The organism is Psychrosphaera sp., from assembly GCF_982872775.1.
Window position 1 is genome coordinate 1 of the sequence record NZ_CEYNSH010000008.1, and the last position, 21,111, is coordinate 21,111.

The window sequence follows — 21,111 nt, forward strand, 5'->3', positions numbered from 1 at the left end:
AGGGTGTCGAGATGACCATAAGCCGGGTTCTGTTCTTTTGAACAAGTCAAAAGCGACAATCATTCGTCTAGGCCAGCAATTGCTCACTGGCTCAAGCTTTCTACCCGGTTCCCGTACGGGCCGTACGTTATTCTCAAGGAACATGGAACCCTATTTGAAATTGCTCCGAGTGGAGTTTACCGTGCCACGAACTATTACTAGCCGCGCGGTGCGCTCTTACCGCACCCTTTCACCCTTACCTGTACCCGAAAGCCATCGGCGGTTTACTCTCTGCTGCACTGGTCGTGGACTCACGTCCCCCAGACGTTATCTGGCACTCTGCCCATTGGAGCCCGGACTTTCCTCCCCTTTGTCCGTCTGTTACTAAGTTTCCGTAAGGAGGTTAAGCACACTACGACAAAGCAGCGATTGTCTGGTCATCTCGACGGGCGCATTATAGCGACTAACACTACGAGATACTAGTTATTCTCTTTCCAACTTAGAGCTAGTTTGTATAACTCGTTTTTCTTTAAGTCATGAATTTGTGCTGTAATGGCTGCGGCCTTTTTAACTGGTAATTCATCCATCAAGGCTTTGAGCAACTTTTCAGCTTCAGGGCTCAATGCTGCGTCTTCTTTGTTGGGGGCAATCATCAACACCATCTCACCTTGCTGACGGTCTTTATCTTCCTCAAACCAAGCTTTTACTTCGCTTGGCGTCCCCTTAGCAAACGCTTCGAAATGCTTAGTCAACTCTTTCGCCACGACCACTTCTTTATCTTCACCCAAACTCTGCTCAACATACACCAAAGTGTCTAATATTCTTCTTGGGCTCTCATAAAATACAACCGTGAAGTCAGAGTTTTTATAACTTTCCAACGCCGCTAAACGCGCCTGTTGTTTTACAGGTAAAAAGCCAGCAAAAAGAAATTTATCGGTCGGTAAACCGGCTGCACTCAAAGCTGTTATTACCGCACTTGGGCCAGGAACTGGCGTGACCTGTACGCCTTGTTCACGCGCTAAATTCACTAAGTTGTAACCAGGGTCTGAAATCAAAGGCGTACCGGCATCAGAAATAAGTGCGATAGACTTACCTTGCTCAATTTGATCCAATAAAGACTGAGCTTTTTGTTTTTCATTGTGGTCGTGCAATGGAAACATTTTTGTCTGAATACCAAAGTGACTTAGTAACTTGCCGCTGTGTCTCGTATCTTCAGCAGCAATTAAATCAACCTCATTGAGGACCGCCAATGCTCTCTCTGTGATATCTGCTAAATTTCCGATTGGCGTTGCTACAATGTATAAAGTACCCGAATTCGACATTTTGTCCTCTTGATGGTCGTTGTTAATGGCGGTGTTCACTTGTATGATACCTTGTTAAATTAAGATCTCGTAATAAATTCAACCCCAATGAATATATAGGATAGGCTTGTGACTCGAATTTTAGTAATTATGTTTTTAGCGTTCGTGTTAAATGGCTGTAGTAATGCACCTAAGTCGCAAAAAGTCGCTTCAAAAACAAGTTCTCAAGCGGCACCTCAAGCGCGTATAAACAAAGACAGTCAATACTATATTCAACAGGCCCAGACTAAATCGCCGGGATTAGATCAACGAAGCTTTTATATTTTGGCCACCAAGCAAGCCATTGCTGAGCAACAATCAAAGCTCTACATAAGAGCGATTCTTAATTCTATAGACATTGAAGAGTTCAATTCGGTGAGACTGGACATCGAGTTGGCAAAAGCCCTTCTGTATGTCGAAGAAACAGATAAAGCTGCACATGTTTTATCACGATTACAACAAGGGGCGCCCTCACGCCAATATGATTTGGATTTACGAATTATTGCCGCCCAACTTAAAGCTCAGCAAGGTCAGTCCCTCGGCGTAGTTCGAGACATATTTCAATTGCAATCGCTTTATCAAAACCAAATTAGCCAGGCAGATACTCACTTAGTTTACGAGTTACTATGGCAGCATATTTTGCTCGTCCCTACTGTGACGTTACAGCGTTTCCAATATGACTTTGGCCCAAGTGCTCAAGCCTGGGTAGCATTGGCTGATATTATAAAAACGGATCTGACTGATGCAGTTCGTTTACCTAATGAATTGAGCCGTTGGAAAAACATGTTCCCCAATGCGGTCAATTACAATCTATTGCCAGAACAAGTTATCGCACTGTTAAATGTAGAGCCGTTTGCACCACAAAGGATTGGTCTGCTGTTGCCTCTCTCTGGCAAGCTAGCAAAACAAGCGGAATTGGTGCGCGATGGATTTATGGCGAATTACCAGTTTAGTTCAAACGTCGTCATTGAAATAATAGACACAGGGTTGTTGTCCATCGAAGAAATAGAAACCGTTTTATTGGATAAGCAAATCGACTTTTTAGTCGGTCCCCTGCAAAAAGAGAAAATTGAAGAGTTTGACGCAAGTGATGTCATCAAAGGCATTACTCAGCTAAACCTTAATATTCCTGAAATCATGCCTAACTACCTGGGCGCCGTTAATAAAAGTATTAATGCCGAGTTACCAGCGAATATTGCCCCAAAGTTTTACTTTTCTTTGTCTCCAGAAGATGAAATTGAGCAAGCCATTGAATTTTTCCTAGAAAATGGAGTAAAAAACCCGGCTGTTATTTATGCCGATAACACCCTAGGTAAGCGCCTTTTTGAACGTTTTAATCAAGTATGGTCTGCTGCTACAGAAGAGACAGTTGAAGCAATTGCATTTAGAAATAAGTCAAAATTAGGTAAAGCTGTTGAAGACTTACTGGATGTTACCTCGAGCGAAGCACGTATTGCTGAAATGGTGAAGCTACTTGGTCGTGAGTTAGAAACAGAGGCTCGAAGTCGAACAGATATTGACGCTGTATACGTCATTGCCAATTCACAGCAAACTCGCCTAATCAAACCATTTTTTGATGTGTCTATCAGTGCATTTGGTAATCGCCTTCCTATTTATGCATCGAGTCGAAGTTATGTAGTCGATGAATCAGAGTCCCAAATGCGTGACCTCAATGGTCTAGTTTTCACAGAAATGCCTTGGTTAGTGAGAAATACTGATCCTGCTTTACACGGACTTTATGACAAAATCGGTGAACAACAGACACAACTCAAAAAGCTGTTTGCCTTTGGCTACGACGCACACCAATTAATTTATGCCCTGCAGCAACTTGCTCTTTTGCCAAAACAAACGATGAAAGGACTAACAGGCGCGCTCAGTGTCACCACTGAAAACAAAATTAAAAGACGATTGAGTTGGTCTAGATACCAACAAGGAACAATTGTCGATGAACCAGACTCAAAACCAAATAACTAATCAACGCAGTAAGCAAAAGGGTACACACTACGAACAAGAAGCGAAATCTTTTCTTGTATCCAAAGGTCTTGCCTTTATCGAGCAAAACTTTCGCTGTAAACTAGGTGAGATTGACCTCATATTCTTGGCTCCAAAAACACAAACTTATGTGTTTGTAGAGGTCAGGTACAGAAACACGATGCGTTTTGGTGGAGCGGTCGCTTCAATTGATGTTAAAAAACAACAAAAAGTAAAAAAGTCAGCGATTTTTTATCTTCACCAACGTAACATAGACGCCAATATTCGCTTCGACGTGGTTGCGTTCGAGCACAAGCAGCTGAACTGGATAGAAAGTGCTTTTTCATGAACGATAATAAGATTAAACAGTTATACACTTCTAACATTCAAAATTTTATTGCCTCAGGTGAACAAAATGCCGATAACCTAGCATTGTCTGCGGCACTGATTGCCCAAACCCTGTTATCTGGAAACAAAGTATTGTGTTGTGCCGATAGCATGGCTCAGATGATGTCGGATCATTTCGCTGGTATCTTAGTCAATTTTTATGAAGTTGAACGCCCTTGCTTACCTGCTATAGCGTTGACAGATACAATTCAGCACTGTTCCCCTGAAAATATAGATATCAGCTCTTTTTACGATAGATTTGCACGTCAAGTCAGAGCAATTGGTAACGATCAAGACATACTGGTAGTGTTCTCCTTGAACAACAAGGAACCATCTATCAAAGCGGCTGTCGAAGCTGCATTGACTCGTGACATAAAAGTTATCGCTTTTACGTCTGACGATGGTGGTGAGATTGCCGGTCTACTTGGTGACAATGACATTGAAATTCGACTTCCAACCAACAAACCTAGTCGAACATTAGAAATTCAACTTTTTACTATCCACGTCTTATCAGAATTGATCGACGAAGTGATCTTTTCGATGTAACTTGAAGGATAATGGACTATGAAAAAACTCAGTTTAGTATTATTAACAATGATGGGCCTACAAGGCTGCATCGAGACCGCAATTGTTGCTAGCGCCGTAACCGCTGTAACCTCTGCAAACGACCCTCGCTCTGTCGGTTCACAGATTGATGATAACAACATCGAGCTCAAAGCGATGGTCAAGCTAATGAAAGACTCAGAAATCAGTGAGCAAACTAATATAAGTGTCGTGAGTTACAATGGTCATGTATTAGTTGTTGGCCAGGCGCCAACACAAGCGTTAATTAACAAGATTGAGGCGCAATTAAAAGAAATTGATAATATTGAGAAAATCCACAATCAAATAAAAATCGCACCCAAAGCGTCTGTCAGCAACAAGGCAAATGATGTTTGGATTACTACCAAGGTAAAGTCTGAACTATTAACTGACGACACGATTAAAGGCAATAGCATCAAAGTCGTCACAGAAAGTAAAGAAGTATACCTAATGGGCTTAGTAAGCCCTGAGCAAGGTAATAAAGCGGCAACGCTCGCTTCAAAGGTCAATGGTGTACAACGAGTTGTAAAAGTCTTCCAGTAAGCTTTTAGCGCGCTTTAAATATAAAAAAAACCAGCAACTGCTGGTTTTTTTGTTTAGGTATCAAAGGTGAACGAGAGGCTCACTTAACTACAGATAAGTGACTGCGCTTTGCCTTATTGTCTTTTGGCTTTTCGTCTTTGTCAGAAGAACCCGCTTTACTCTTAGTGTCTGCCTCTGATTGTTCATCCGCAACTCTATCAACTGATGAATTATCACTAGTGAGCGTCAAACTAGGCCCAGTGTTTTCTTCCGGAGCTATCGATTTGTCATCTAACTCATCTATTGGTTCTTCGATTTCCTCAGGTGGAAACATCGTACCCGCGCCGTTTTCACGCGCGTAGATAGCACTGATTGCGTACATAGGAATATAAACTTCAAAAGGAACACCACCGAATCGCGCATTAAACGTGATTTGTTCATTAGTGATCTCCAACATATGTACTGCCGTCGGACTGATATTTAACACTACTTGACCATCTTTCACGGTTTGAGGTGGCACAATCACATGAGGCAAATCAGCTTCAACTACAATGTGAGGTGTCATCTCGTTGTCGAGAATCCAGTCATTAAAAGCCCGTAATAAATACGGGCGATTTGAAGTCATATTATCCATTGTGACTTAGTACTGACTTCGAATGTCTTTTTCAACGTCAGTCAATGACGCTTGGAAAGACTCACGTTCAAATACACGAAGCATGTAAGACTTGATATCTTTAGCCGCTGGACCAGATAACTCAATACCCCATGACGGTAAACGCCATAACAGAGGCGCTAAGTAACAATCAACTAAGCTAAACTCTTCGCTCATGAAATAAGGTTCTTCAGCAAAAATTGGTGCTACCGCTAAAATTTGTTCTTTTAGCTCTTGGCGTGCTGAGTCATCACCTGCTTCAATTTTACGAGTTAATGAATACCAGTCATTCTCGATACGATCCATCATCAAGCGACAACGGCCACGTGCAACTGGATATACAGGCATTAGTGGTGGGTGAGGAAAACGCTCGTCTAGGTATTCATTGATGATATTGGCGCGGTATAGCCCTAACTCACGATCAATAAGCGTAGGGACGTTGCCGTATGGGTTAACCTCATACAAGTCTTCTGGCATGTTATCCGGGCCTACGTAGTGAATATCTACGTTTACACCCTTTTCAGCTAGAACGATGCGTACTTGATGACTATACATGTCATTGGCACCTGAAAATAAAGTCATTACTGCACGTTTGTTTGCAGACACAGCCATTGAATTCTCCAATAATCTTTCTAAATCTCAAACTGCAACACGCAATTTGAATAATATTTCATTTACCAAAAAAGGGGTAAATACCCCTTTTTATTTTAAGAACTACGGTAAGGGTTTGTTTTCCTTAACGATTACTTCTTAATATCTCTCCAGTATTCTCTCTTAAGTAATACAGCAAATACCCAGAAGATAAAGCAGTAAATCAATGCTTTCCAACCGATACTTTGACGCTCAAGAATCATAGGTTCACCGACGTAAACCATGAAGTTGGTCAGGTCAAGCATAGCTCGGTCGTACTCGTCTTCGCTCATTTCACCTGAGCCATCCGATTTAATACCTACGTATTCTTGGACCATTTCGCCGTCAATCATACGCTCTTCATATACTTTGCGAGGAACACCTTGAAGCTCTTGAAGTACGTGTGGCATACCTACGTCTTTAAATACTGTGTTGTTCACGCCGAATGGGCGTGAAGGGTCAACATAGAAAGACTTAAGGTAGCTATAAATCCAGTCTGGGCCACGAAGACGAGCTTCTAGTGTTAAGTCAGGCGGTGGAGCACCAAACCACTGTGCAGCAGCATCTGCTGGCATCGCGTTTTTGATGTGCTCACCTACTTTTGTATCACGAGTGAAAACTAAGTTTTCCATACCAACGTCTAGCGGAATACCTAAGTCATTAAAGGTACGCTCGTATCGTTGGAACTGCATTTGGTGACAACCTAAGCAGTAGTTCATGAATAATTTTGCGCCGCGTTGTAACGATGCTTTGTCAGTCAGGTCAACGTCAGCTTTATACGGTAACGGACCGCCGCCTGCGGCAAATGCCGCAGAAGTGACTAAGCCCGCCAAAAGACCAATAGTTGCAATAATTTTTTTCATTATTTTGTAACCCTTTCTGGTAGAGGCTTAGTTTTTTCATTCTTACTGTATAACCACAACAGTACGAAGAAGCCGAAGTACATTACAGTGAACACCTTAGCAATCATTTCCTTGAATGGAGTACCTGGTGTGCCACCTAAGTAACCCAAAATAACGAATACAATCGCGAATACAATTAGGTTAATTCTGTGAAGGCCACAACGGTATCTCCATGAACGAACCTTACCGCGGTCAATCCAAGGCAGTAGCGCTAGTAAGATAATTGCACCAAACATTGCTACAACACCACCAAACGGATTAGGAACCGCTTTAAGGATTGCGTAGAACGGTGTGAAATACCAAACAGGGAATACGTGTTCAGGTGTCTTCAGGTTGTTTGCCATTTCAAAGTTAGGGTGTTCGATGAACTTACCGTACATGTCTGGGTTAAAGAACATGACATAACAGAATAAGAAGATAAACACACCAAACGCCATTAGGTCTTTAAGAACCATATGCGGGAAGAATGGTACAACATCATCAAGGATGTCTTTTTTAGATGTGTAATACTCGTGGAATTCGAACTTGGTTTTTTCGTCTTCAGACAATGAGCCTTTAGGACGTTTAACATCAACACCATCAGGGTTGTTAGAGCCTACTTCGTGCAGTGCAACGATGTGTAAGAATACTAAAATAACAATGATTAGTGGTAGTGCAATTACGTGTAATGCGAAGAAGCGGTTAAGTGTTGCACCAGAGACTACGTAGTCACCGCGAATCCATAACGCTAAATCTTCACCAATAACCGGAATAGTACCGAACAAGCCGATGATTACCTGCGCACCCCAGTAAGACATCTGTCCCCAAGGTAATAAGTAACCCATAAAGGCTTCGGCCATCAGGGCTAGGTAAATAAACATACCGAACAACCATAATAGCTCACGAGGCTTTTGGTAAGAGCCGTACATCATGCCGCGGAACATGTGAAGGTATACGACTACGAAGAATGCTGACGCACCTGTTGAGTGCATATAACGAATGACCCAACCGTATTCAACATCTCGCATGATGTATTCAACAGACGCAAACGCTCCTGCTGCTGAAGGTTCGTAACTCATCGTTAACCAAATACCAGTGACGATTTGGTTAACTAGTACGATTGTGGCTAAGAAACCAAAAACGTACCAAAAGTTCATGTTAACTGGTGCTGGGTACTGAGCCATGTGCATGTTATATACACGTGACATCGGTATACGAGCATCAATCCAATCTACAAGATTTTTCCACATTATGCTGCTCCTTCCTGATCTTCACCAACCAGGATAGTGTTGTCGTCTACAAAGTAATGCGGTGGTACTTGCAAGTTAGCACCTGCTGGCACACCACTGAATACACGACCGGCCATATCAAATTTTGAACCGTGACAAGGACAGTAGAAACCTGAGTCTATGCCTTCAACAACCTCTTCGTAACCTTCAGCATAATAAGTAGGAGAGCACCCCAAGTGTGTACAAATACCAACTGCTACAAAAATTTCTGGTCGTTTAGAGCGCAATAGGTTTTTAGCGTATTCAGGTTGCTGTTCAGCATCTGAGTTTGCGTCTTTCAAGTCACCTTCTGCGATACTTTCGATCGACTTAATCATTTCAGGTGTACGGTAAATAACCCAAACTGGCTTACTTCGCCACTCAACTCGAATCAATTGACCCGGTTCTATTTTGGTAATGTCGACTTCTACAGGAGCACCAGCCGATTTAGCTCGGGCACTTGGGTTCCAAGAAGCAATAAATGGCACCGCCGCTGCAACCGCTCCCGCGCCACCGATAACACCGGTTGCTACAGTTAGGAAACGACGACGACTATTGTCTACAGGCGCATTGCTCATCCAATATTCTCCGCGATTAGGATTAATAAGCGTCTTAAGTATCGTAGAAATTTTCTACTGATGCTTAAAATTTTGGTAATTTAAGAGATTCTACCGAAAAAGCCCTATGCAAAACAAGGCAATATAGAAATATAGAAGAGAATTTTCAGAAAGTAATAAAAAAGCCCGCATTTTGCGGGCTTTTTGCACTGAAAAATTGCAAGGCAATCTTAACGTTTTGAGAACTGTGTCTTCTTACGTGCTTTCTTAAGACCAACTTTCTTACGTTCAACGCGACGTGCGTCACGTGTAACGAAGCCAGCGCCACGTAATGGAGATCGTAGAGACTCATCAAATTGAATTAGTGCACGTGTAATACCGTGACGGATTGCACCTGCTTGACCAGTAGTACCACCACCAGAAACAGTGATGTATAGGTCAAATTTCTCTAGAAGTTCAACTGTCTCTAAAGGTTGACGAACAACCATACGAGCAGTTTCACGACTGAAGAATTCTTCAATTGAACGTTTGTTGATTACGATGTTGCCTGTACCTGGACGTAAGAATACACGAGCAGTAGAGCTCTTACGACGACCAGTTCCGTAGTATTGAGTATCAGCCATTTCTTATGCTCCTTAAATATCTAATACTTGTGGTTGCTGTGCAGCGTGATTGTGTTCAGCGCCAGCATACACTTTAAGTTTACGGAACATTGCACGGCCAAGAGGACCACGTGGCAACATGCCTTTAACTGCTTTTTCGATGATCATTTCAGGCTTTTTAGCTTGAAGATCGTCAAAGTTAATTTCTTTGATACCACCTGGGTAACCAGAGTGAGAGTAGTACATTTTACCTTGGCCTTTGTTGCCGGTAACTGTAACTTTGTCCGCATTAACAACGATGATGTAGTCACCAGTGTCCATGTGCGGAGTGTACTCAGGCTTATGCTTACCACGTAAACGTAGAGCGATTTCAGTTGCGATACGACCAAGAGTTTTGCCCTCAGCGTCCACAACATACCAATCACGAGTGATGGTAGAAGGTGTTGCAGTAAAGGTTTTCATTATCTATAACCTAATAATATAAAGTTTCAAGCCAGTAGCTAAACGATTCGTTTAACTACACCATTTCATCGCACCCCTTCGAGTGCACAACCGACTGCAGGCTAATACAACCGATTAGTAACGGTGGGTAGGCGCGGCATTATACAGAAAACGCAGAAAAGATCATCATCTTAACGCAATTTTTTTTAGTTAATTCACTACCACGGATATCAAGGTTTACGGGACGTGTGGCTCTGCTAAGTATTCGTGACTTTGCATTTCTTGGAGGCGACTCACGCAACGCTTAAACTCAAATGACAAACCGCCTTCGCTGTACAATTCTTCAAGCTTAACTTCTGCCGACATAATCAATTTGACCTTGCGCTCATAAAACTCGTCGACCATCGAAATAAAGCGACGAGCCGCATCATCATTGTCCTTACCCATCTGCTCGACATTAGACAGTAAAACAGTGTGATAAATTCGGCTTATTTCAATGTAATCTAGTTGAGAGCGGGCCGTTTTACATATCGCTTTAAAGTCGAACCAGACAACGCCATCAGCGACCCAGTTCGTTTCAATATTACGATTTTCAATTTCGATAAGCTGTTCGGCATTACCCTCTTCAGGAGCGAGCTGCGAAAAGTATTTTTTGAGATTTTGCTCTGCCACCTCTTCCAGTGGGTAATGATAAATTTCGGCTTGCTCAAGTGTACGAAGACGATAATCAACACCTGAATCTACATTGACCACATCACAATGCTTTTTGATCAACTCGATAGCAGGAATAAAACGAGCACGCTGTAAACCGTTGCGATATAAGTCATCCGGGACGATATTAGAAGTCGTCACAAAAACGACGCCAAGCTTAAATAATTCATCAAGCAAGGTACCCAAGATCATTGCATCGGTAATGTCCGATACAAAGAACTCATCAAAACAAATAACACGAGCTTCTTCGGCTAGGTTTTTGGCGACGATCTTTAACGGATCCTCTTGACCTTGCAAACTCTTCATCTGATCGTGCACCTTGTGCATAAATCGATGAAAGTGAATTCTTAATTTTTGTTCAAATGGCAAACAGTGATAAAATGTATCTACTAAGTAGGTTTTACCACGTCCAACACCACCCCAAAAATAAATACCTTGTGGTGAAGCTGGTTTCTTACCCATCAACTTCATCAAAAAGCTTGGCTTGCTTGGTGTAGAAACAAAGTCATCGTAAAGACGTTGTAACTGCTTTACAGCGTTCTCTTGCGCACTATCGTGTTGAAAGTCGTCGCGTTTCAGATCGTCTTGATATTGTTGCCATGGCGTTTTATTTGTGTGGTTTTCAGACATTTGACTTATAATTCTTTTAAAATCTTATATTAAAATATTGAAACAAATACATTCGATAAAATACTAACACGCTTGAGCCATTGTAAGACATAATGGTGTAAGAAATCCCGATGTAATTTTTAAAAAAGGCTTTGTCATGGAATTTATCAACGCATTTATCATCTTTTTGGTCGGTATTGTCGCCGGCATCTCAATCGTAATCGCAAAAAATAAGTTTTTTCAAAACTCGCCACAGATTAAAGATCAACTCGAACAGTGCCAACAAGAACACGCAGCCTTAAAGCAAGAATGGCAAGACCAGCTTGCAAGTTACAAAGCACTTGCCAGTCAATTATCGGAAATGTCCTCAACGATCACAAACAATGTTTCTGACGCCGAAAACCTACTTCAAAAGGCCGATGCTGCGCCTGCTTTTCCATTTTTCTCACAGGAAGCGACGGAGTTTTTAAAACAAACTCCTCAACAACCTAGACAAAAAAGCGCAACCGAAAATCAACCACTAGACTACTCCTCTTCAGGCTCGGGTGTTTTCAAAGGTGTACCACCTAAAAAAGAATTTGAAAACGTCAAACCATAACCCTATCTAAACGTAAAGAAAGGTAAAAGTAAGCAAAAAGTAACTCTGAAGGATAGCCCTCAAGGAACTTAGACTTTCATCTTCTGTCTGATTGAGTAATTCATTAAAAGGAGTGCACCATTTATGGCAGTTTTGGTTAAATCTAACGTTTTTAAAGTTTCGGCTCTGGCCGCAATATTGGCATCAACCTTATCTATGTCGATGCCAGCGACCGCCGCTTTCCCTTTTTCTATGCTGAAAGATGAAGTGCCGTCACTTGCACCTATGGTCGAGCAAGTGACGCCAGCAGTCGTCAATATTTCTGTCGCTGGTAGTAAAGAAGTACGAAGAGGCATGGACCCTTTCCAATACTTTTTTGGCAATCGACGCGGCCCACAAGTTCAAGAGCGCCCTTTCAAGGGATTAGGCTCTGGTGTCATCATCGACAAAGACAAAGGTTATGTAGTGACGAATAACCATGTCATAGACGACGCCGATGAAATTCTGGTGACACTAAAAGATGGCCGTCAATTTGAAGCGAAGAAAATAGGCTCGGACGAACAAAGCGATGTCGCCCTTCTAAAAATAGATCCGGACAATTTAACTGAAGTTAAAATTGCCAACTCAGATAAATTAAGAGTCGGTGATTTTGTTGTGGCAATTGGTAATCCGTTTGGGCTTGGACAGACAGTAACCTCAGGTATTGTCAGTGCCAAAGGCCGAAGTGGATTAATGAACCCGACAGAATCCATTGAAGACTATATTCAAACTGACGCTGCCATCAACAGCGGCAACTCTGGTGGTGCCTTGGTCAATCTTAAAGGTGAATTGGTCGGGATTAATACCGCTATCATTGCCCCTAGTGGTGGTAACGTTGGTATAGGCTTTGCGATACCTTCTGTCATGATGCAAAACCTAGTTGATCAACTTATTGAATTTGGTGAGGTTAAGCGTGGTGTGTTGGGTATTACTGGTCGTGATCTCGACGCTGAAATTGCTAAATCATTTGACTTAGACATTGCTCAAGGTGCGTTCGTACTGCAAGTCATGGAAGACTCTTCAGCAGATAAAGGTGGTCTTGAGTCTGGTGATGTTATTACTCATTTTAATGGCATTAAAATCCGCTCATTCAGTGAATTGAGAAGTAAAGTCAGCACTAAAGGCGCAGGAAGCGAAATTGAGTTAACCGTTATTCGCAAAGGCAAAACCCTGACGTTAAATGTCACATTAGGTGCAGCAGACAAACCAGCGGTTACTGCCGGCTCGATTCACCCATCACTTAAAGGTGCGACATTTGCAACTGGTACAACAGCCAAAGGTGCAGTTGGTGTAGAAGTCACTGATGTTGAAGAACGCTCTCCAGCCTCTATGCTTGGCCTTGAGGTTAACGACGTAATCGTCGGTGTAAACCGTCAGCGAATTGAAAGTGTGAGTGACCTGCGTGCTGCGCTTGAAGAAGCAAAAGGAGTTATGGCGTTGAATGTGGTGCGCGGTAATAGCTCTTTGTATATTTTAATTCGCTAGTTACCTAAACGAAGTGATATAAGTATCACTCAACATTTTGAAACAAAAAACCTACGATAAATGCTATCGTAGGTTTTTTTTCATTAATACAATTAATAACAAGAACAAATGCAAAGGATGTATTCGTGCTCAGTAAATTAAAATTTATCCTCAACGCCGTCGCTTACGGCTTAGCTGCCGCTTTGGTTGTGATCTTATTAAGTCCTGAGCTTCGCAATAACCTGGGGTTAAATACATTGACTAATAATGTGATTCGTCCCAATGCGATGTCTTTTGCTTATGCCGTAAAACAAGCAGCTCCTGCAGTAGTGAATATTTACTCTGTGGCGTCCATGCGTCCAGGAACCAACCAACCAGCTGTTATCGATGACTTAGGCTCTGGTGTTATTATGACGAGCAACGGCCATATTTTAACAAATTACCACGTTGTCGACCGTGCCGAGTCTATCCTCGTCGACCTTCAAGATGGTCGGCAATTTAATGCAGAAGTCATTGGTCTGGATAAGGCAACGGATTTAGCACTGTTAAAAATTGCCGCTAATAACTTACCGACAATCCCACAAGAGCCAGATATTGAACCACAAGTGGGTGACATCGTCCTTGCCATTGGCAATCCATTGAACTGGGGACAAACCATTACACAAGGTATCATCAGTGCAACAAGCAAAAAACGCCCAGGCTCTAGCTACGTAGACTTTATACAGATGGATGCCGCCATAAACATTGGTAATTCTGGTGGTGCTCTCGTCAATTCCCAGGGTACTTTGGTCGGCATTAATACCGCAGCGCAAGGAACCGCAGGGGTACAAGGTATCTTTTTTGCCATTCCATACAAGCTTGCCAAAGCCGTCATGGACAAACTATTAGTGTATGGCGAAGTTACGCGCGGTTATTTAGGTATGAGCGGTGAACAAATAAATCAGTTCGGTCAGCCCGTTCGAACCCAAATAGAGCCAATTGCAGGGGTTCTTATCACTGAAGTTGACCCATTTGGTCCTGCCTGGACAGGCGGTTTACGCCCGGGTGATATCGTACTGGCACTGAACGGTAAACAAGTTGTTAGTATTACCCATATGTCATCACTTGTAGAAAACATGGAGCCTGGAACCGAGATTACGCTCGATATTTCAAGGAATAAGAAGATTCAAAAAATCGACATCACAGTAGGAAAGCTTGGTGAAAGCTAGTTGGTATTTGTACAATACCCAAAAAAACAAAACCCAGCTTTCGCTGGGTTTTTCGGTTACACACCGTTTCTTATCAAATAATCAAATGCTGATAGTGAGGCTTTTGCACCCTCGCCCATCGAGATGACGATTTGTTTATAAGGTACGGTAGTTACGTCACCGCAAGCAAAAATACCTTCTTCTGATGTATTACCTTTTTCATCGATAATAATCTCGCCAAACTTGGTACGTTCAACAATACCATCAACAAAGTCGCTGTTTGGTAGCAGACCTATCTGAACAAACACACCTGACAATTCTTTTTCAAGAGTTTCGTTTGTAGCACGGTCAACATATTGAATACTGCTCACTTTGCCATTTGTGGCTTTAATTTCTGATGTCGCTGCATTTTTGATAACAGTAACATTGTTGCGCTCATTTAGTTTATCAACAAGCACTTGGTCTGCTTTGAGCTCTGGTAAGAATTCAAAAACCGTCACGTGATTGACCATACCGGCCAAGTCCAAAGCGGCTTCCACGCCTGAGTTACCACCACCGATTACCGCAACGTCTTTGCCTTTGAAAAATGGACCATCACAGTGTGGACAGTAAGCAACACCATTACCGACGTTTTCTTTTTCGCCAGGTACACCTAGTTCGCGCCATTTTGCACCAGTTGCAATAATAACCGTCTTGGTTTCAATGACTTCCCCTGAGCTAAGTTCAATCGTTTTAAGCGCTGTGCCATTTTCCGTCTGACGCTTACCGATTTTGTTGACTCGAATGTGCTCTTTCTTGGTAATGTCGTAGTCATTCATGTGAGCTAACATGTTGTTGGTTAACTCTGTACCAGTCGTTTTATTAACTGAAATAAGGTTTTCAATATCTACTGTATCTTTTACTTGACCACCAATACGATCCGCTACCATAGTAACTTTTAGGCCTTTACGAGCACTATAAATCGCTGCTGCGACACCAGCCGGCCCACCACCTATAACGGTTACATCTTGAGTCGGTAGTGCTTCACTTTCATCGGCAACCACTTCAACTGGATATTTAGAGATAAGTTTATCGACAAGCTGCGCGGTATCGATTTTACCGTTGGCAAAGACTTCACCGTTTAGATAGACACTTGGCACACCTTGAATGTTTCGGCTGTCAATAATGTCCTGGAATAATCCACCATCAATCATCTAAGTGCTGATATTATCATTGAGTAAGGCGAATTGATTAAGTGCTTGAACGACATCCGGACAGTTGTGGCAACTTAAGCTTATAAATACTTCAAACTTAAGTTCTTTATCTATCCCTTGGATAAGACGCATCAACTGTTTATCAAGTTTTAAGTCAGTACCAGCCGACTGCAAGATAGCCAAAATCAATGAGTTAAATTCATGACCACTTGGTATGCCTGAAAAATAAATACCGTTAAATTCGCCATCAACTTCTAAGCCAAAGCTGATTGGGCTTCTTAACGCTTTCGGCTCGTCTCGCTCAACTAGAGTGAGTGAATCAGATACCGAACAAATTTGAGTTAAAAACTGAACCAACTCTTGTCGCTTAGGATGCTCACCTGTTTGTAGCACTAAAGAAACGCTGTTGGTCATCTCTACTGTATACGACTTTAACGCCGCTAAAATGTCATTACTTAACATTTTAAAACTCCTGTGTATGAGGGCCTAATAGTGCCCAAAAATTCAAAACGAATGATGTCCCCGACCGCGAGCCGGCTCATGACCAAGTGCGCCATCTAACGCACTTGGATTATTTGTAGTGCTCAGCCAATTTTTAAGACTGAGCATTTATTAAGACCAATTAGATTTTGCCTACTAGGTCTAAGCTTGGAGTCAATGTCTCTTGACCTTGCTCCCATGCTGCTGGACATACTTCACCATCATTTTCGCGAACGTATTGAGCCGCTTTTACTTTTCTCACCATGTCTTTCGCTGAGCGACCGATACCACCGGCGTGAATTTCTGCAACTTGGATGATCCCATCTGGGTCAACTAAAAACGTTCCGCGGTCGGCCATGTGGTCTTCTTCAATCATTACGTCAAAACCACGAGTGATACGGCCTGTTTGGTCACCTAACATAGGGAACTTGATTTTGCCGATTGCATCACTTGAGTCATGCCATGCTTTGTGAGAAAAGTGTGTATCTGTTGATACTGAGTAAACTTCTACACCAAGCCCTTGTAGCTCTTCGTATTGGTTAGCCATATCTTCAAGCTCTGTAGGACATACAAATGTGAAGTCAGCAGGGTAGAATAAGAAGATACCCCATTTACCTTTCACATCTTCAGACGTCACTGTTGTGAAGTCACCATTGTGGAATGCTTGTGTAGAAAACTCTGGAATTGATTTACCGATTAAAGACATATTTATTTCCTCATCTATTTTTAGTTAAACAATGTGTTTATTTCACGAGGCAAGTATTTTGTTTTCTTGCCCCGTTTCGATGGAATAGATAATAGAGAGTCTTGAATGATTAGAAAAATTGATTAAACTGATTTATACATTCTATTTTATTGAACATTCGAGTGAGCTGTTTTACTTTTAATATGAAGTAACTCCACTAAAAAAGAGCCAAACAAAACATAAAGGTCCAACTATGATTTCTCTTAAGCAATTGACTTATGCGTTAGCAGTAAGTGAAACCATGCACTTCAAAAAGGCAGCCGAGCTGTGCAATGTCTCTCAATCGGCGTTAAGCACAGCGATTACAGAACTTGAAAAGCAATTGGATATTCAAGTATTTGAGCGTAATAACAAACAAGTTCTTGTTACCCCAATGGGGCAAACTCTCTTGGCAAAAGCGCAACAAATTAAGTTGCAGGTGGATGACCTTTATCAATTGTCTCAATTAAACAAAGCGCCTCTTACTACTCCAATGAGTGTTGGGGTTATTCCTACAATTGGCCCATACTTGTTGCCAAAAGTTCTGCCAGCCGTACGTAACCAATACCCGGACTTTAAACTGCAATTAGTTGAAGAACAGTCACATGTATTAGTGGAAAAAGTAAGAAATGGTGATCTTGACTGCGCTATTCTTGCCTTACCATATGATATAGAAGGACTTATCTCGTTTGAGTTTTGGCAAGAAGACTTTTATTGGGTTTCTCACAAAGATGAGTGCCCTAGTCATTTAAATGACATTACGAGTAAAGAAATGGAAATAGAACGTTTGATGCTGTTAAAGGATGGTCACTGCCTGAAAGATCACGCTCTAGCGGCTTGTAGTTTACATCAAACCAAAACAAACACTCGTTTTGACTCGACAAGTCTAACGACCATTATTCAAATGGTAGCTGGTAAATTAGGAACAACATTGGTGCCACAGATGGCTTTGGACCAGTTGATCAACAACGATTCGGAACTAAGAGCTATCCACTTAGGTGAACCCGGGCCACACCGCCGACTCGCGTTTATCATTAGACCAAATTACATAGGTACTAGTAACGTTGAGGCTTTGATCAACATATTTAAGACCGAGTTAAGTAACAGCCAAAAGAAATTATCACAGCCGACATAATTGCTTTAGTAGCGATTTAACGCTGACTTACCAATTTAAAAGAGTTGTTAAAATGAAAAAAGTCGAGCAAAGTTCGACTTTTTAATAATTAAGAGGGTTGTTGTAGCCTCTGCAAAACTATACAAATAAACAGGTTTCTTTAACTTAACCTGTTTTGTTAGTGATTAGTCATCGACACGTGAAATGTCTGCGCCTAAACCAACAAACTTTTGTTCGATATTTTCGTAACCACGGTCAATGTGGAACACTTCATCTAGCTGAGTTGTACCTTTCGCAATCAACCCGGCTATAACCAAACTTGCCGAAGCTCGTAAGTCGGTAGAGACGACTTGCGCGCCAGTCAATTGGCTAGACTCTGGGCATATTGCGGTATTGCCTTCCAATTGGATATTCGCGCCCATACGTCGTAGTTCCGGAACATGCATGAACCGGTTTTCAAAGATAGTTTCGGTAATAGTACCAACTCCATCTGCAACCACATTTAACAGTGTAAATTGAGCCTGCATATCCGTTGGGAAACCAGGGTGCGGTAATGTTTTGATGTTTACTGCTTTTAACTCACGTCCACGCATATCGATTGTGATACTGTCTTCATCCCAACTTACCAATGCGTTTGCATCTCGCAGTTTTTCAATAACAGGTTCGACCAAGCGATAATCGGTATTTTTACAGACAACATGACCACCGGTCACTGCTGCGGCAACTAAGAAAGTACCTGTTTCAATTCGGTCGGGTAGTACTGTATGTTCACAGCCCGTTAGCTTTTCAACACCTTCAATTACGATGTTGTTGCTGCCTGCTCCCGTTATTTTTGCACCCATTTTGTTAAGGCATAACGCCAAATCTACAATTTCAGGTTCGCGCGCTGCGTTTTCTAAAATTGTTGTCCCTTCAGCTAGCGTGGCCGCCATCATTAAGTTTTCCGTCGCACCAACACTGATTGTGCTCATGTAAATTCGATTACCTTTTAATCGGCCATCGACTTTTGCATTTACATACCCGGCTTCAACGGTAATTTCAGCACCTAACTTTTTAAGGCCTTCAATATGCAAATCGACTGGTCTTGCACCAATTGCACAGCCTCCAGGTAATGAAACCTCAGCGTGACCAAATCGCGCTAGCAAAGGACCTAACACAAGAATAGAAGCTCTCATTCTATGGACAAGTTCGTATGGAGCGTGTGTAGAATTAATAGGACCTGCATCAATCTTAATTGTCGAACCCTGATTATCAACTTTAGTACCGAATTGTTCTAAAAGCTGACAAGTAAAAGATATGTCTCTCAGATTCGGGACATTGCTAAACGTACATGGTTCAGTGGTCAGAATAGAGCTGATTAAGATTGGAAGCGCAGCATTTTTGGCGCCAGAGATGGTGACGTCCCCAACTAAAGGGTTACCACCTTTGATAAGCAATTTTTCCATACAGATAAGGTCTACAGCAATGATTGAAGTTTTTTGTCTTTTTCCCACGCTTCAGGCGTGTACGTTTTGATGCTAACAGCATGCATGCTACCGTCAGTTATACTCGCAAGTAAAGGCTTGTATACTAACTGTTGCTGTTTTACGCGAGAAAGAGAACCAAAGCAATCACCGACAGCAGTTATTTGATAATGAGAACCGTCTGATTTAACAATAACTTCTGTTAATTCTAGGTTTTCATTTAAAACCTGTTTTACCTTATCAATATCCATTACAAATCCAAATTTAAACGACGAGTTTAAGAATGATCCAATGGTAACAAATTTAAAACGTTGCTAATACTAGCCAATGCAATTAATTGTTTGGGTGGATTAACAACTCGGACCTGGTGCCCGTGTTGCTTATAGTTGGAAACCAATTTTAATAACCAAGCAAGTCCAGCTGTATCAGTATTACTGACTTTAGCGAGATCAACGGTGATAGCGCCGTTTAACGTGGGATATTTATAAGCAGTCGCTTCACTCAGGGTAAAACGGTCTAACTCACCTACTACCGATAAAGACTGGCCATCAACGGAAAAAGACATGGACATTATTAAACTACCCTAGTTCTTTTTTCTTAATTGGCTTTTCGGCTTTTTCTAATAATAATGCCGTTACCGACTCTATCCCTTGTTGGCGAATTAAGCCTTGTAGCTCAGCGCGTTTACTGTCGAGAACCGACACGCCTTCTGCAATCATATCGTATGCGCTCCACTCATTTGTTTTGGAGTTCTTACGGAGTTTGAAGTCAATTCGCACATCAGGTTTACCGTCATCCAAAACTCGGGTTTTGACGACAACAATTTTCTGCCCTTCGATTGGATAAGCTGGTTCAAACACAACTTGCTGATCGTCGTAAAGAGTCAAGATACCGGCATAAGTTGCGATTAAGTACTTTTGAAAGGCATCATAATAAACTTGACGTTGTTCAGGTGTAGTGTTTGTGCGATAACGACCGAGTACCATTGCGGCAGCGTACTTGTGGTTGATAGCCGGCGCTAGCTCCTCAGCAACAATCTCACGCAATAATTCCGGGTCTTTTTGAACCTCTTTACTTTCTCTGGCGATGCGGCTAAACAAACCATCTGCCACCGTTTTTACCAATTCAAAAGGATCTGTCGCATCAAGACCTGACTTAGCGTCATTGTCATCTGATGCCGCAAAACCAGAACTCGACACGAATACCGACATTGTTAGTAAACCAATAAAAAACGCTTTCATCATTACCGTAATACCTTTCATGGATTAATCATCGCTCCCTTGATTAAACAAAAACTGTCCTATTAACTCTTCCAACACCAGTGCTGATTTAGTGTCTTCAATGTAATCACCATTTTTAAGGATTTCAACGGTTTCATCTATGAAGCCCGGCTCTAATCCCAAGTATTGTTCACCCAACAAGCCAGACGTTAAGATAGCAACAGAACTGGTGTCAGGAAAGTTATCGTATTGTTTATCGATGGCCAATGTTGCCACTGGCGCGTAGTCAACAGGATCAAGTTGGATTGACTCTACACGTCCTACAACGACGCCTCCGACTTTAACGGCTGAACGAACTTTCAAACCGCCGATGTTACTGAATTTCGCTTTTAGCTGATATGTTTCACCGCTACCTGAAACACCTTGACTCGCAACATTTAACGCCAAAAATAAAACGGCTGCGATACCTAGAGCAACAAAAAAACCAACTAATATTTCAATTTTACGAGATGTCATTT

Annotated in this window: 23 protein-coding genes, 1 other RNA gene and 1 pseudogene; 8 read left to right on the top strand and 17 right to left on the bottom strand. The window is 42.0% G+C overall.

Annotated elements, in window-relative coordinates; all coding sequences use genetic code 11:
• Positions 1-3: 3 nt before the first annotated feature.
• Positions 4-424: RNase P RNA component class A (rnpB, locus tag AC4E96_RS03720), an RNA gene on the bottom strand.
• A gap of 34 nt (positions 425-458) precedes the next feature.
• A complete protein-coding gene (gene rsmI / locus AC4E96_RS03725; RefSeq protein ID WP_488031795.1) occupies positions 459-1,301 on the bottom strand; it encodes a 16S rRNA (cytidine(1402)-2'-O)-methyltransferase in 843 nt (280 codons plus the stop codon).
• A 108-nt stretch (positions 1,302-1,409) separates the two neighbouring features.
• Here rsmI and AC4E96_RS03730 point away from each other — a divergent pair, with 108 nt between their 5' ends.
• Genes AC4E96_RS03730 through dolP form a run of 4 tightly spaced genes read left to right on the top strand, consistent with a single transcriptional unit; the run spans position 1,410 to position 4,802 of the window.
• Positions 1,410-3,293, top strand: a complete 1,884-nt coding sequence (locus AC4E96_RS03730; RefSeq protein WP_490254942.1) for a penicillin-binding protein activator — start codon at positions 1,410-1,412, stop codon at positions 3,291-3,293.
• Positions 3,265-3,639, top strand: coding sequence for a YraN family protein (locus AC4E96_RS03735; RefSeq protein WP_488031615.1), 375 nt, complete (start codon positions 3,265-3,267; stop codon positions 3,637-3,639). The genes AC4E96_RS03730 and AC4E96_RS03735 overlap by 29 nt, the downstream gene beginning before the upstream one ends.
• Positions 3,636-4,223, top strand: a complete 588-nt coding sequence (locus AC4E96_RS03740; protein WP_488031616.1) for a D-sedoheptulose-7-phosphate isomerase — start codon at positions 3,636-3,638, stop codon at positions 4,221-4,223. The genes AC4E96_RS03735 and AC4E96_RS03740 overlap by 4 nt, the downstream gene beginning before the upstream one ends.
• An 18-nt stretch (positions 4,224-4,241) precedes the next feature.
• On the top strand, positions 4,242-4,802 hold the full coding sequence (dolP, locus tag AC4E96_RS03745) for a division/outer membrane stress-associated lipid-binding lipoprotein (protein WP_488031617.1): 561 nt from the start codon (positions 4,242-4,244) through the stop codon (positions 4,800-4,802).
• A gap of 79 nt (positions 4,803-4,881) precedes the next feature.
• Here dolP and AC4E96_RS03750 read toward each other — a convergent pair whose 3' ends face one another.
• The 8 genes from AC4E96_RS03750 to zapE all read right to left on the bottom strand — a co-directional run bounded on the left by AC4E96_RS03750 (position 4,882) and on the right by zapE (position 11,153).
• Positions 4,882-5,406: a ClpXP protease specificity-enhancing factor gene (locus AC4E96_RS03750; protein WP_490254943.1), complete on the bottom strand. Its 525-nt coding sequence runs from the start codon at positions 5,404-5,406 to the stop codon at positions 4,882-4,884.
• Positions 5,407-5,421: 15 nt separating this feature from the next.
• Complete coding sequence (sspA, locus tag AC4E96_RS03755) at positions 5,422-6,045, bottom strand: stringent starvation protein SspA (protein ID WP_488031619.1); 624 nt, start codon at positions 6,043-6,045, stop codon at positions 5,422-5,424.
• Between the two features lie 131 nt (positions 6,046-6,176).
• Positions 6,177-6,926, bottom strand: a complete 750-nt coding sequence (locus AC4E96_RS03760; protein ID WP_488031620.1) for a cytochrome c1 — start codon at positions 6,924-6,926, stop codon at positions 6,177-6,179.
• The gene (locus AC4E96_RS03765; protein ID WP_488031621.1) at positions 6,926-8,194 is read right to left on the bottom strand and encodes a cytochrome b; all 1,269 of its coding nucleotides are present in this window, start codon (positions 8,192-8,194) and stop codon (positions 6,926-6,928) included. The genes AC4E96_RS03760 and AC4E96_RS03765 overlap by 1 nt, the downstream gene beginning before the upstream one ends.
• Positions 8,194-8,790, bottom strand: a complete 597-nt coding sequence (petA, locus tag AC4E96_RS03770; protein ID WP_488031622.1) for a ubiquinol-cytochrome c reductase iron-sulfur subunit — start codon at positions 8,788-8,790, stop codon at positions 8,194-8,196. The genes AC4E96_RS03765 and petA overlap by 1 nt, the downstream gene beginning before the upstream one ends.
• 209 nt (positions 8,791-8,999) lie before the next feature.
• Complete coding sequence (rpsI, locus tag AC4E96_RS03775; RefSeq protein WP_488031623.1) at positions 9,000-9,392, bottom strand: 30S ribosomal protein S9; 393 nt, start codon at positions 9,390-9,392, stop codon at positions 9,000-9,002.
• Positions 9,393-9,404: 12 nt separating this feature from the next.
• Complete coding sequence (rplM, locus tag AC4E96_RS03780) at positions 9,405-9,833, bottom strand: 50S ribosomal protein L13 (protein ID WP_488031624.1); 429 nt, start codon at positions 9,831-9,833, stop codon at positions 9,405-9,407.
• Positions 9,834-10,049: 216 nt separating this feature from the next.
• Positions 10,050-11,153 carry a cell division protein ZapE gene (gene zapE, locus AC4E96_RS03785; RefSeq protein WP_490254944.1) on the bottom strand — a complete coding sequence of 368 codons (1,104 nt, stop codon included), beginning with the start codon at positions 11,151-11,153 and terminating at the stop codon, positions 10,050-10,052.
• Between the two features lie 136 nt (positions 11,154-11,289).
• Between zapE and AC4E96_RS03790 the strand changes: the two genes are divergently transcribed.
• The 3 genes from AC4E96_RS03790 to AC4E96_RS03800 all read left to right on the top strand — a co-directional run bounded on the left by AC4E96_RS03790 (position 11,290) and on the right by AC4E96_RS03800 (position 14,420).
• Positions 11,290-11,730 carry a ZapG family protein gene (locus tag AC4E96_RS03790; protein WP_488031626.1) on the top strand — a complete coding sequence of 147 codons (441 nt, stop codon included), beginning with the start codon at positions 11,290-11,292 and terminating at the stop codon, positions 11,728-11,730.
• A gap of 123 nt (positions 11,731-11,853) precedes the next feature.
• Entirely contained in the window at positions 11,854-13,233 is a 1,380-nt protein-coding gene (locus AC4E96_RS03795; RefSeq protein WP_488031627.1) for a DegQ family serine endoprotease, read from the top strand.
• Between the two features lie 125 nt (positions 13,234-13,358).
• Positions 13,359-14,420 (top strand): trypsin-like peptidase domain-containing protein, encoded by a 1,062-nt coding sequence (locus AC4E96_RS03800; protein ID WP_488031628.1) that lies wholly within the window; start codon positions 13,359-13,361, stop codon positions 14,418-14,420.
• A 56-nt stretch (positions 14,421-14,476) separates the two neighbouring features.
• On the opposite strand, the pseudogene ahpF reads toward AC4E96_RS03800, so the two are convergent.
• A pseudogene (ahpF, locus tag AC4E96_RS03805) lies at positions 14,477-16,054 on the bottom strand (alkyl hydroperoxide reductase subunit F).
• Positions 16,055-16,214: 160 nt separating this feature from the next.
• Complete coding sequence (ahpC, locus tag AC4E96_RS03810; protein ID WP_488031630.1) at positions 16,215-16,778, bottom strand: alkyl hydroperoxide reductase subunit C; 564 nt, start codon at positions 16,776-16,778, stop codon at positions 16,215-16,217.
• Between the two features lie 232 nt (positions 16,779-17,010).
• On the opposite strand from ahpC, the gene AC4E96_RS03815 reads away from it, so the two are divergent.
• A complete protein-coding gene (locus tag AC4E96_RS03815) occupies positions 17,011-17,931 on the top strand; it encodes a hydrogen peroxide-inducible genes activator (protein WP_488031631.1) in 921 nt (306 codons plus the stop codon).
• A 164-nt stretch (positions 17,932-18,095) separates the two neighbouring features.
• On the opposite strand, the gene murA is transcribed toward AC4E96_RS03815, so the two are convergent.
• From murA to mlaD, 5 genes are read right to left on the bottom strand one after another with little or no spacing between them, the layout of a single operon-like run.
• Complete coding sequence (gene murA, locus AC4E96_RS03820) at positions 18,096-19,355, bottom strand: UDP-N-acetylglucosamine 1-carboxyvinyltransferase (protein ID WP_490254945.1); 1,260 nt, start codon at positions 19,353-19,355, stop codon at positions 18,096-18,098.
• An 11-nt stretch (positions 19,356-19,366) separates the two neighbouring features.
• Entirely contained in the window at positions 19,367-19,624 is a 258-nt protein-coding gene (locus AC4E96_RS03825; RefSeq protein ID WP_488031633.1) for a BolA family protein, read from the bottom strand.
• A gap of 26 nt (positions 19,625-19,650) precedes the next feature.
• The gene (locus AC4E96_RS03830) at positions 19,651-19,944 is read right to left on the bottom strand and encodes an STAS domain-containing protein (RefSeq protein ID WP_490254946.1); all 294 of its coding nucleotides are present in this window, start codon (positions 19,942-19,944) and stop codon (positions 19,651-19,653) included.
• A 7-nt stretch (positions 19,945-19,951) separates the two neighbouring features.
• Positions 19,952-20,635 carry an ABC transporter substrate-binding protein gene (locus tag AC4E96_RS03835; protein WP_490254947.1) on the bottom strand — a complete coding sequence of 228 codons (684 nt, stop codon included), beginning with the start codon at positions 20,633-20,635 and terminating at the stop codon, positions 19,952-19,954.
• Between the two features lie 3 nt (positions 20,636-20,638).
• On the bottom strand, positions 20,639-21,109 hold the full coding sequence (gene mlaD, locus AC4E96_RS03840; protein WP_488031636.1) for an outer membrane lipid asymmetry maintenance protein MlaD: 471 nt from the start codon (positions 21,107-21,109) through the stop codon (positions 20,639-20,641).
• Positions 21,110-21,111 lie beyond the last annotated feature (2 nt).

What these genes read in the sequence shown, in the direction of transcription:
- AC4E96_RS03815 (WP_488031631.1), top strand. Translation starts at nt 17,011, where the DNA reads ATGATTTCTCTTAAGCAATTGACTTATGCGTTAGCAGTAAGTGAAACC.
- rplM (WP_488031624.1), bottom strand. Translation starts at nt 9,833, where the DNA reads ATGAAAACCTTTACTGCAACACCTTCTACCATCACTCGTGATTGGTAT.
- AC4E96_RS03830 (WP_490254946.1), bottom strand. Translation starts at nt 19,944, where the DNA reads ATGTCCATGTCTTTTTCCGTTGATGGCCAGTCTTTATCGGTAGTAGGT.
- petA (WP_488031622.1), bottom strand. Translation starts at nt 8,790, where the DNA reads ATGAGCAATGCGCCTGTAGACAATAGTCGTCGTCGTTTCCTAACTGTA.
- dolP (WP_488031617.1), top strand. Translation starts at nt 4,242, where the DNA reads ATGAAAAAACTCAGTTTAGTATTATTAACAATGATGGGCCTACAAGGC.
- AC4E96_RS03790 (WP_488031626.1), top strand. Translation starts at nt 11,290, where the DNA reads ATGGAATTTATCAACGCATTTATCATCTTTTTGGTCGGTATTGTCGCC.
- murA (WP_490254945.1), bottom strand. Translation starts at nt 19,355, where the DNA reads ATGGAAAAATTGCTTATCAAAGGTGGTAACCCTTTAGTTGGGGACGTC.
- mlaD (WP_488031636.1), bottom strand. Translation starts at nt 21,109, where the DNA reads ATGACATCTCGTAAAATTGAAATATTAGTTGGTTTTTTTGTTGCTCTA.
- zapE (WP_490254944.1), bottom strand. Translation starts at nt 11,153, where the DNA reads ATGTCTGAAAACCACACAAATAAAACGCCATGGCAACAATATCAAGAC.
- rsmI (WP_488031795.1), bottom strand. Translation starts at nt 1,301, where the DNA reads ATGTCGAATTCGGGTACTTTATACATTGTAGCAACGCCAATCGGAAAT.
- AC4E96_RS03835 (WP_490254947.1), bottom strand. Translation starts at nt 20,635, where the DNA reads ATGAAAGGTATTACGGTAATGATGAAAGCGTTTTTTATTGGTTTACTA.
- AC4E96_RS03760 (WP_488031620.1), bottom strand. Translation starts at nt 6,926, where the DNA reads ATGAAAAAAATTATTGCAACTATTGGTCTTTTGGCGGGCTTAGTCACT.
- rpsI (WP_488031623.1), bottom strand. Translation starts at nt 9,392, where the DNA reads ATGGCTGATACTCAATACTACGGAACTGGTCGTCGTAAGAGCTCTACT.
- AC4E96_RS03750 (WP_490254943.1), bottom strand. Translation starts at nt 5,406, where the DNA reads ATGACTTCAAATCGCCCGTATTTATTACGGGCTTTTAATGACTGGATT.
- AC4E96_RS03740 (WP_488031616.1), top strand. Translation starts at nt 3,636, where the DNA reads ATGAACGATAATAAGATTAAACAGTTATACACTTCTAACATTCAAAAT.
- AC4E96_RS03795 (WP_488031627.1), top strand. Translation starts at nt 11,854, where the DNA reads ATGGCAGTTTTGGTTAAATCTAACGTTTTTAAAGTTTCGGCTCTGGCC.
- AC4E96_RS03765 (WP_488031621.1), bottom strand. Translation starts at nt 8,194, where the DNA reads ATGTGGAAAAATCTTGTAGATTGGATTGATGCTCGTATACCGATGTCA.
- ahpC (WP_488031630.1), bottom strand. Translation starts at nt 16,778, where the DNA reads ATGTCTTTAATCGGTAAATCAATTCCAGAGTTTTCTACACAAGCATTC.
- AC4E96_RS03735 (WP_488031615.1), top strand. Translation starts at nt 3,265, where the DNA reads ATGAACCAGACTCAAAACCAAATAACTAATCAACGCAGTAAGCAAAAG.
- sspA (WP_488031619.1), bottom strand. Translation starts at nt 6,045, where the DNA reads ATGGCTGTGTCTGCAAACAAACGTGCAGTAATGACTTTATTTTCAGGT.
- AC4E96_RS03825 (WP_488031633.1), bottom strand. Translation starts at nt 19,624, where the DNA reads ATGGATATTGATAAGGTAAAACAGGTTTTAAATGAAAACCTAGAATTA.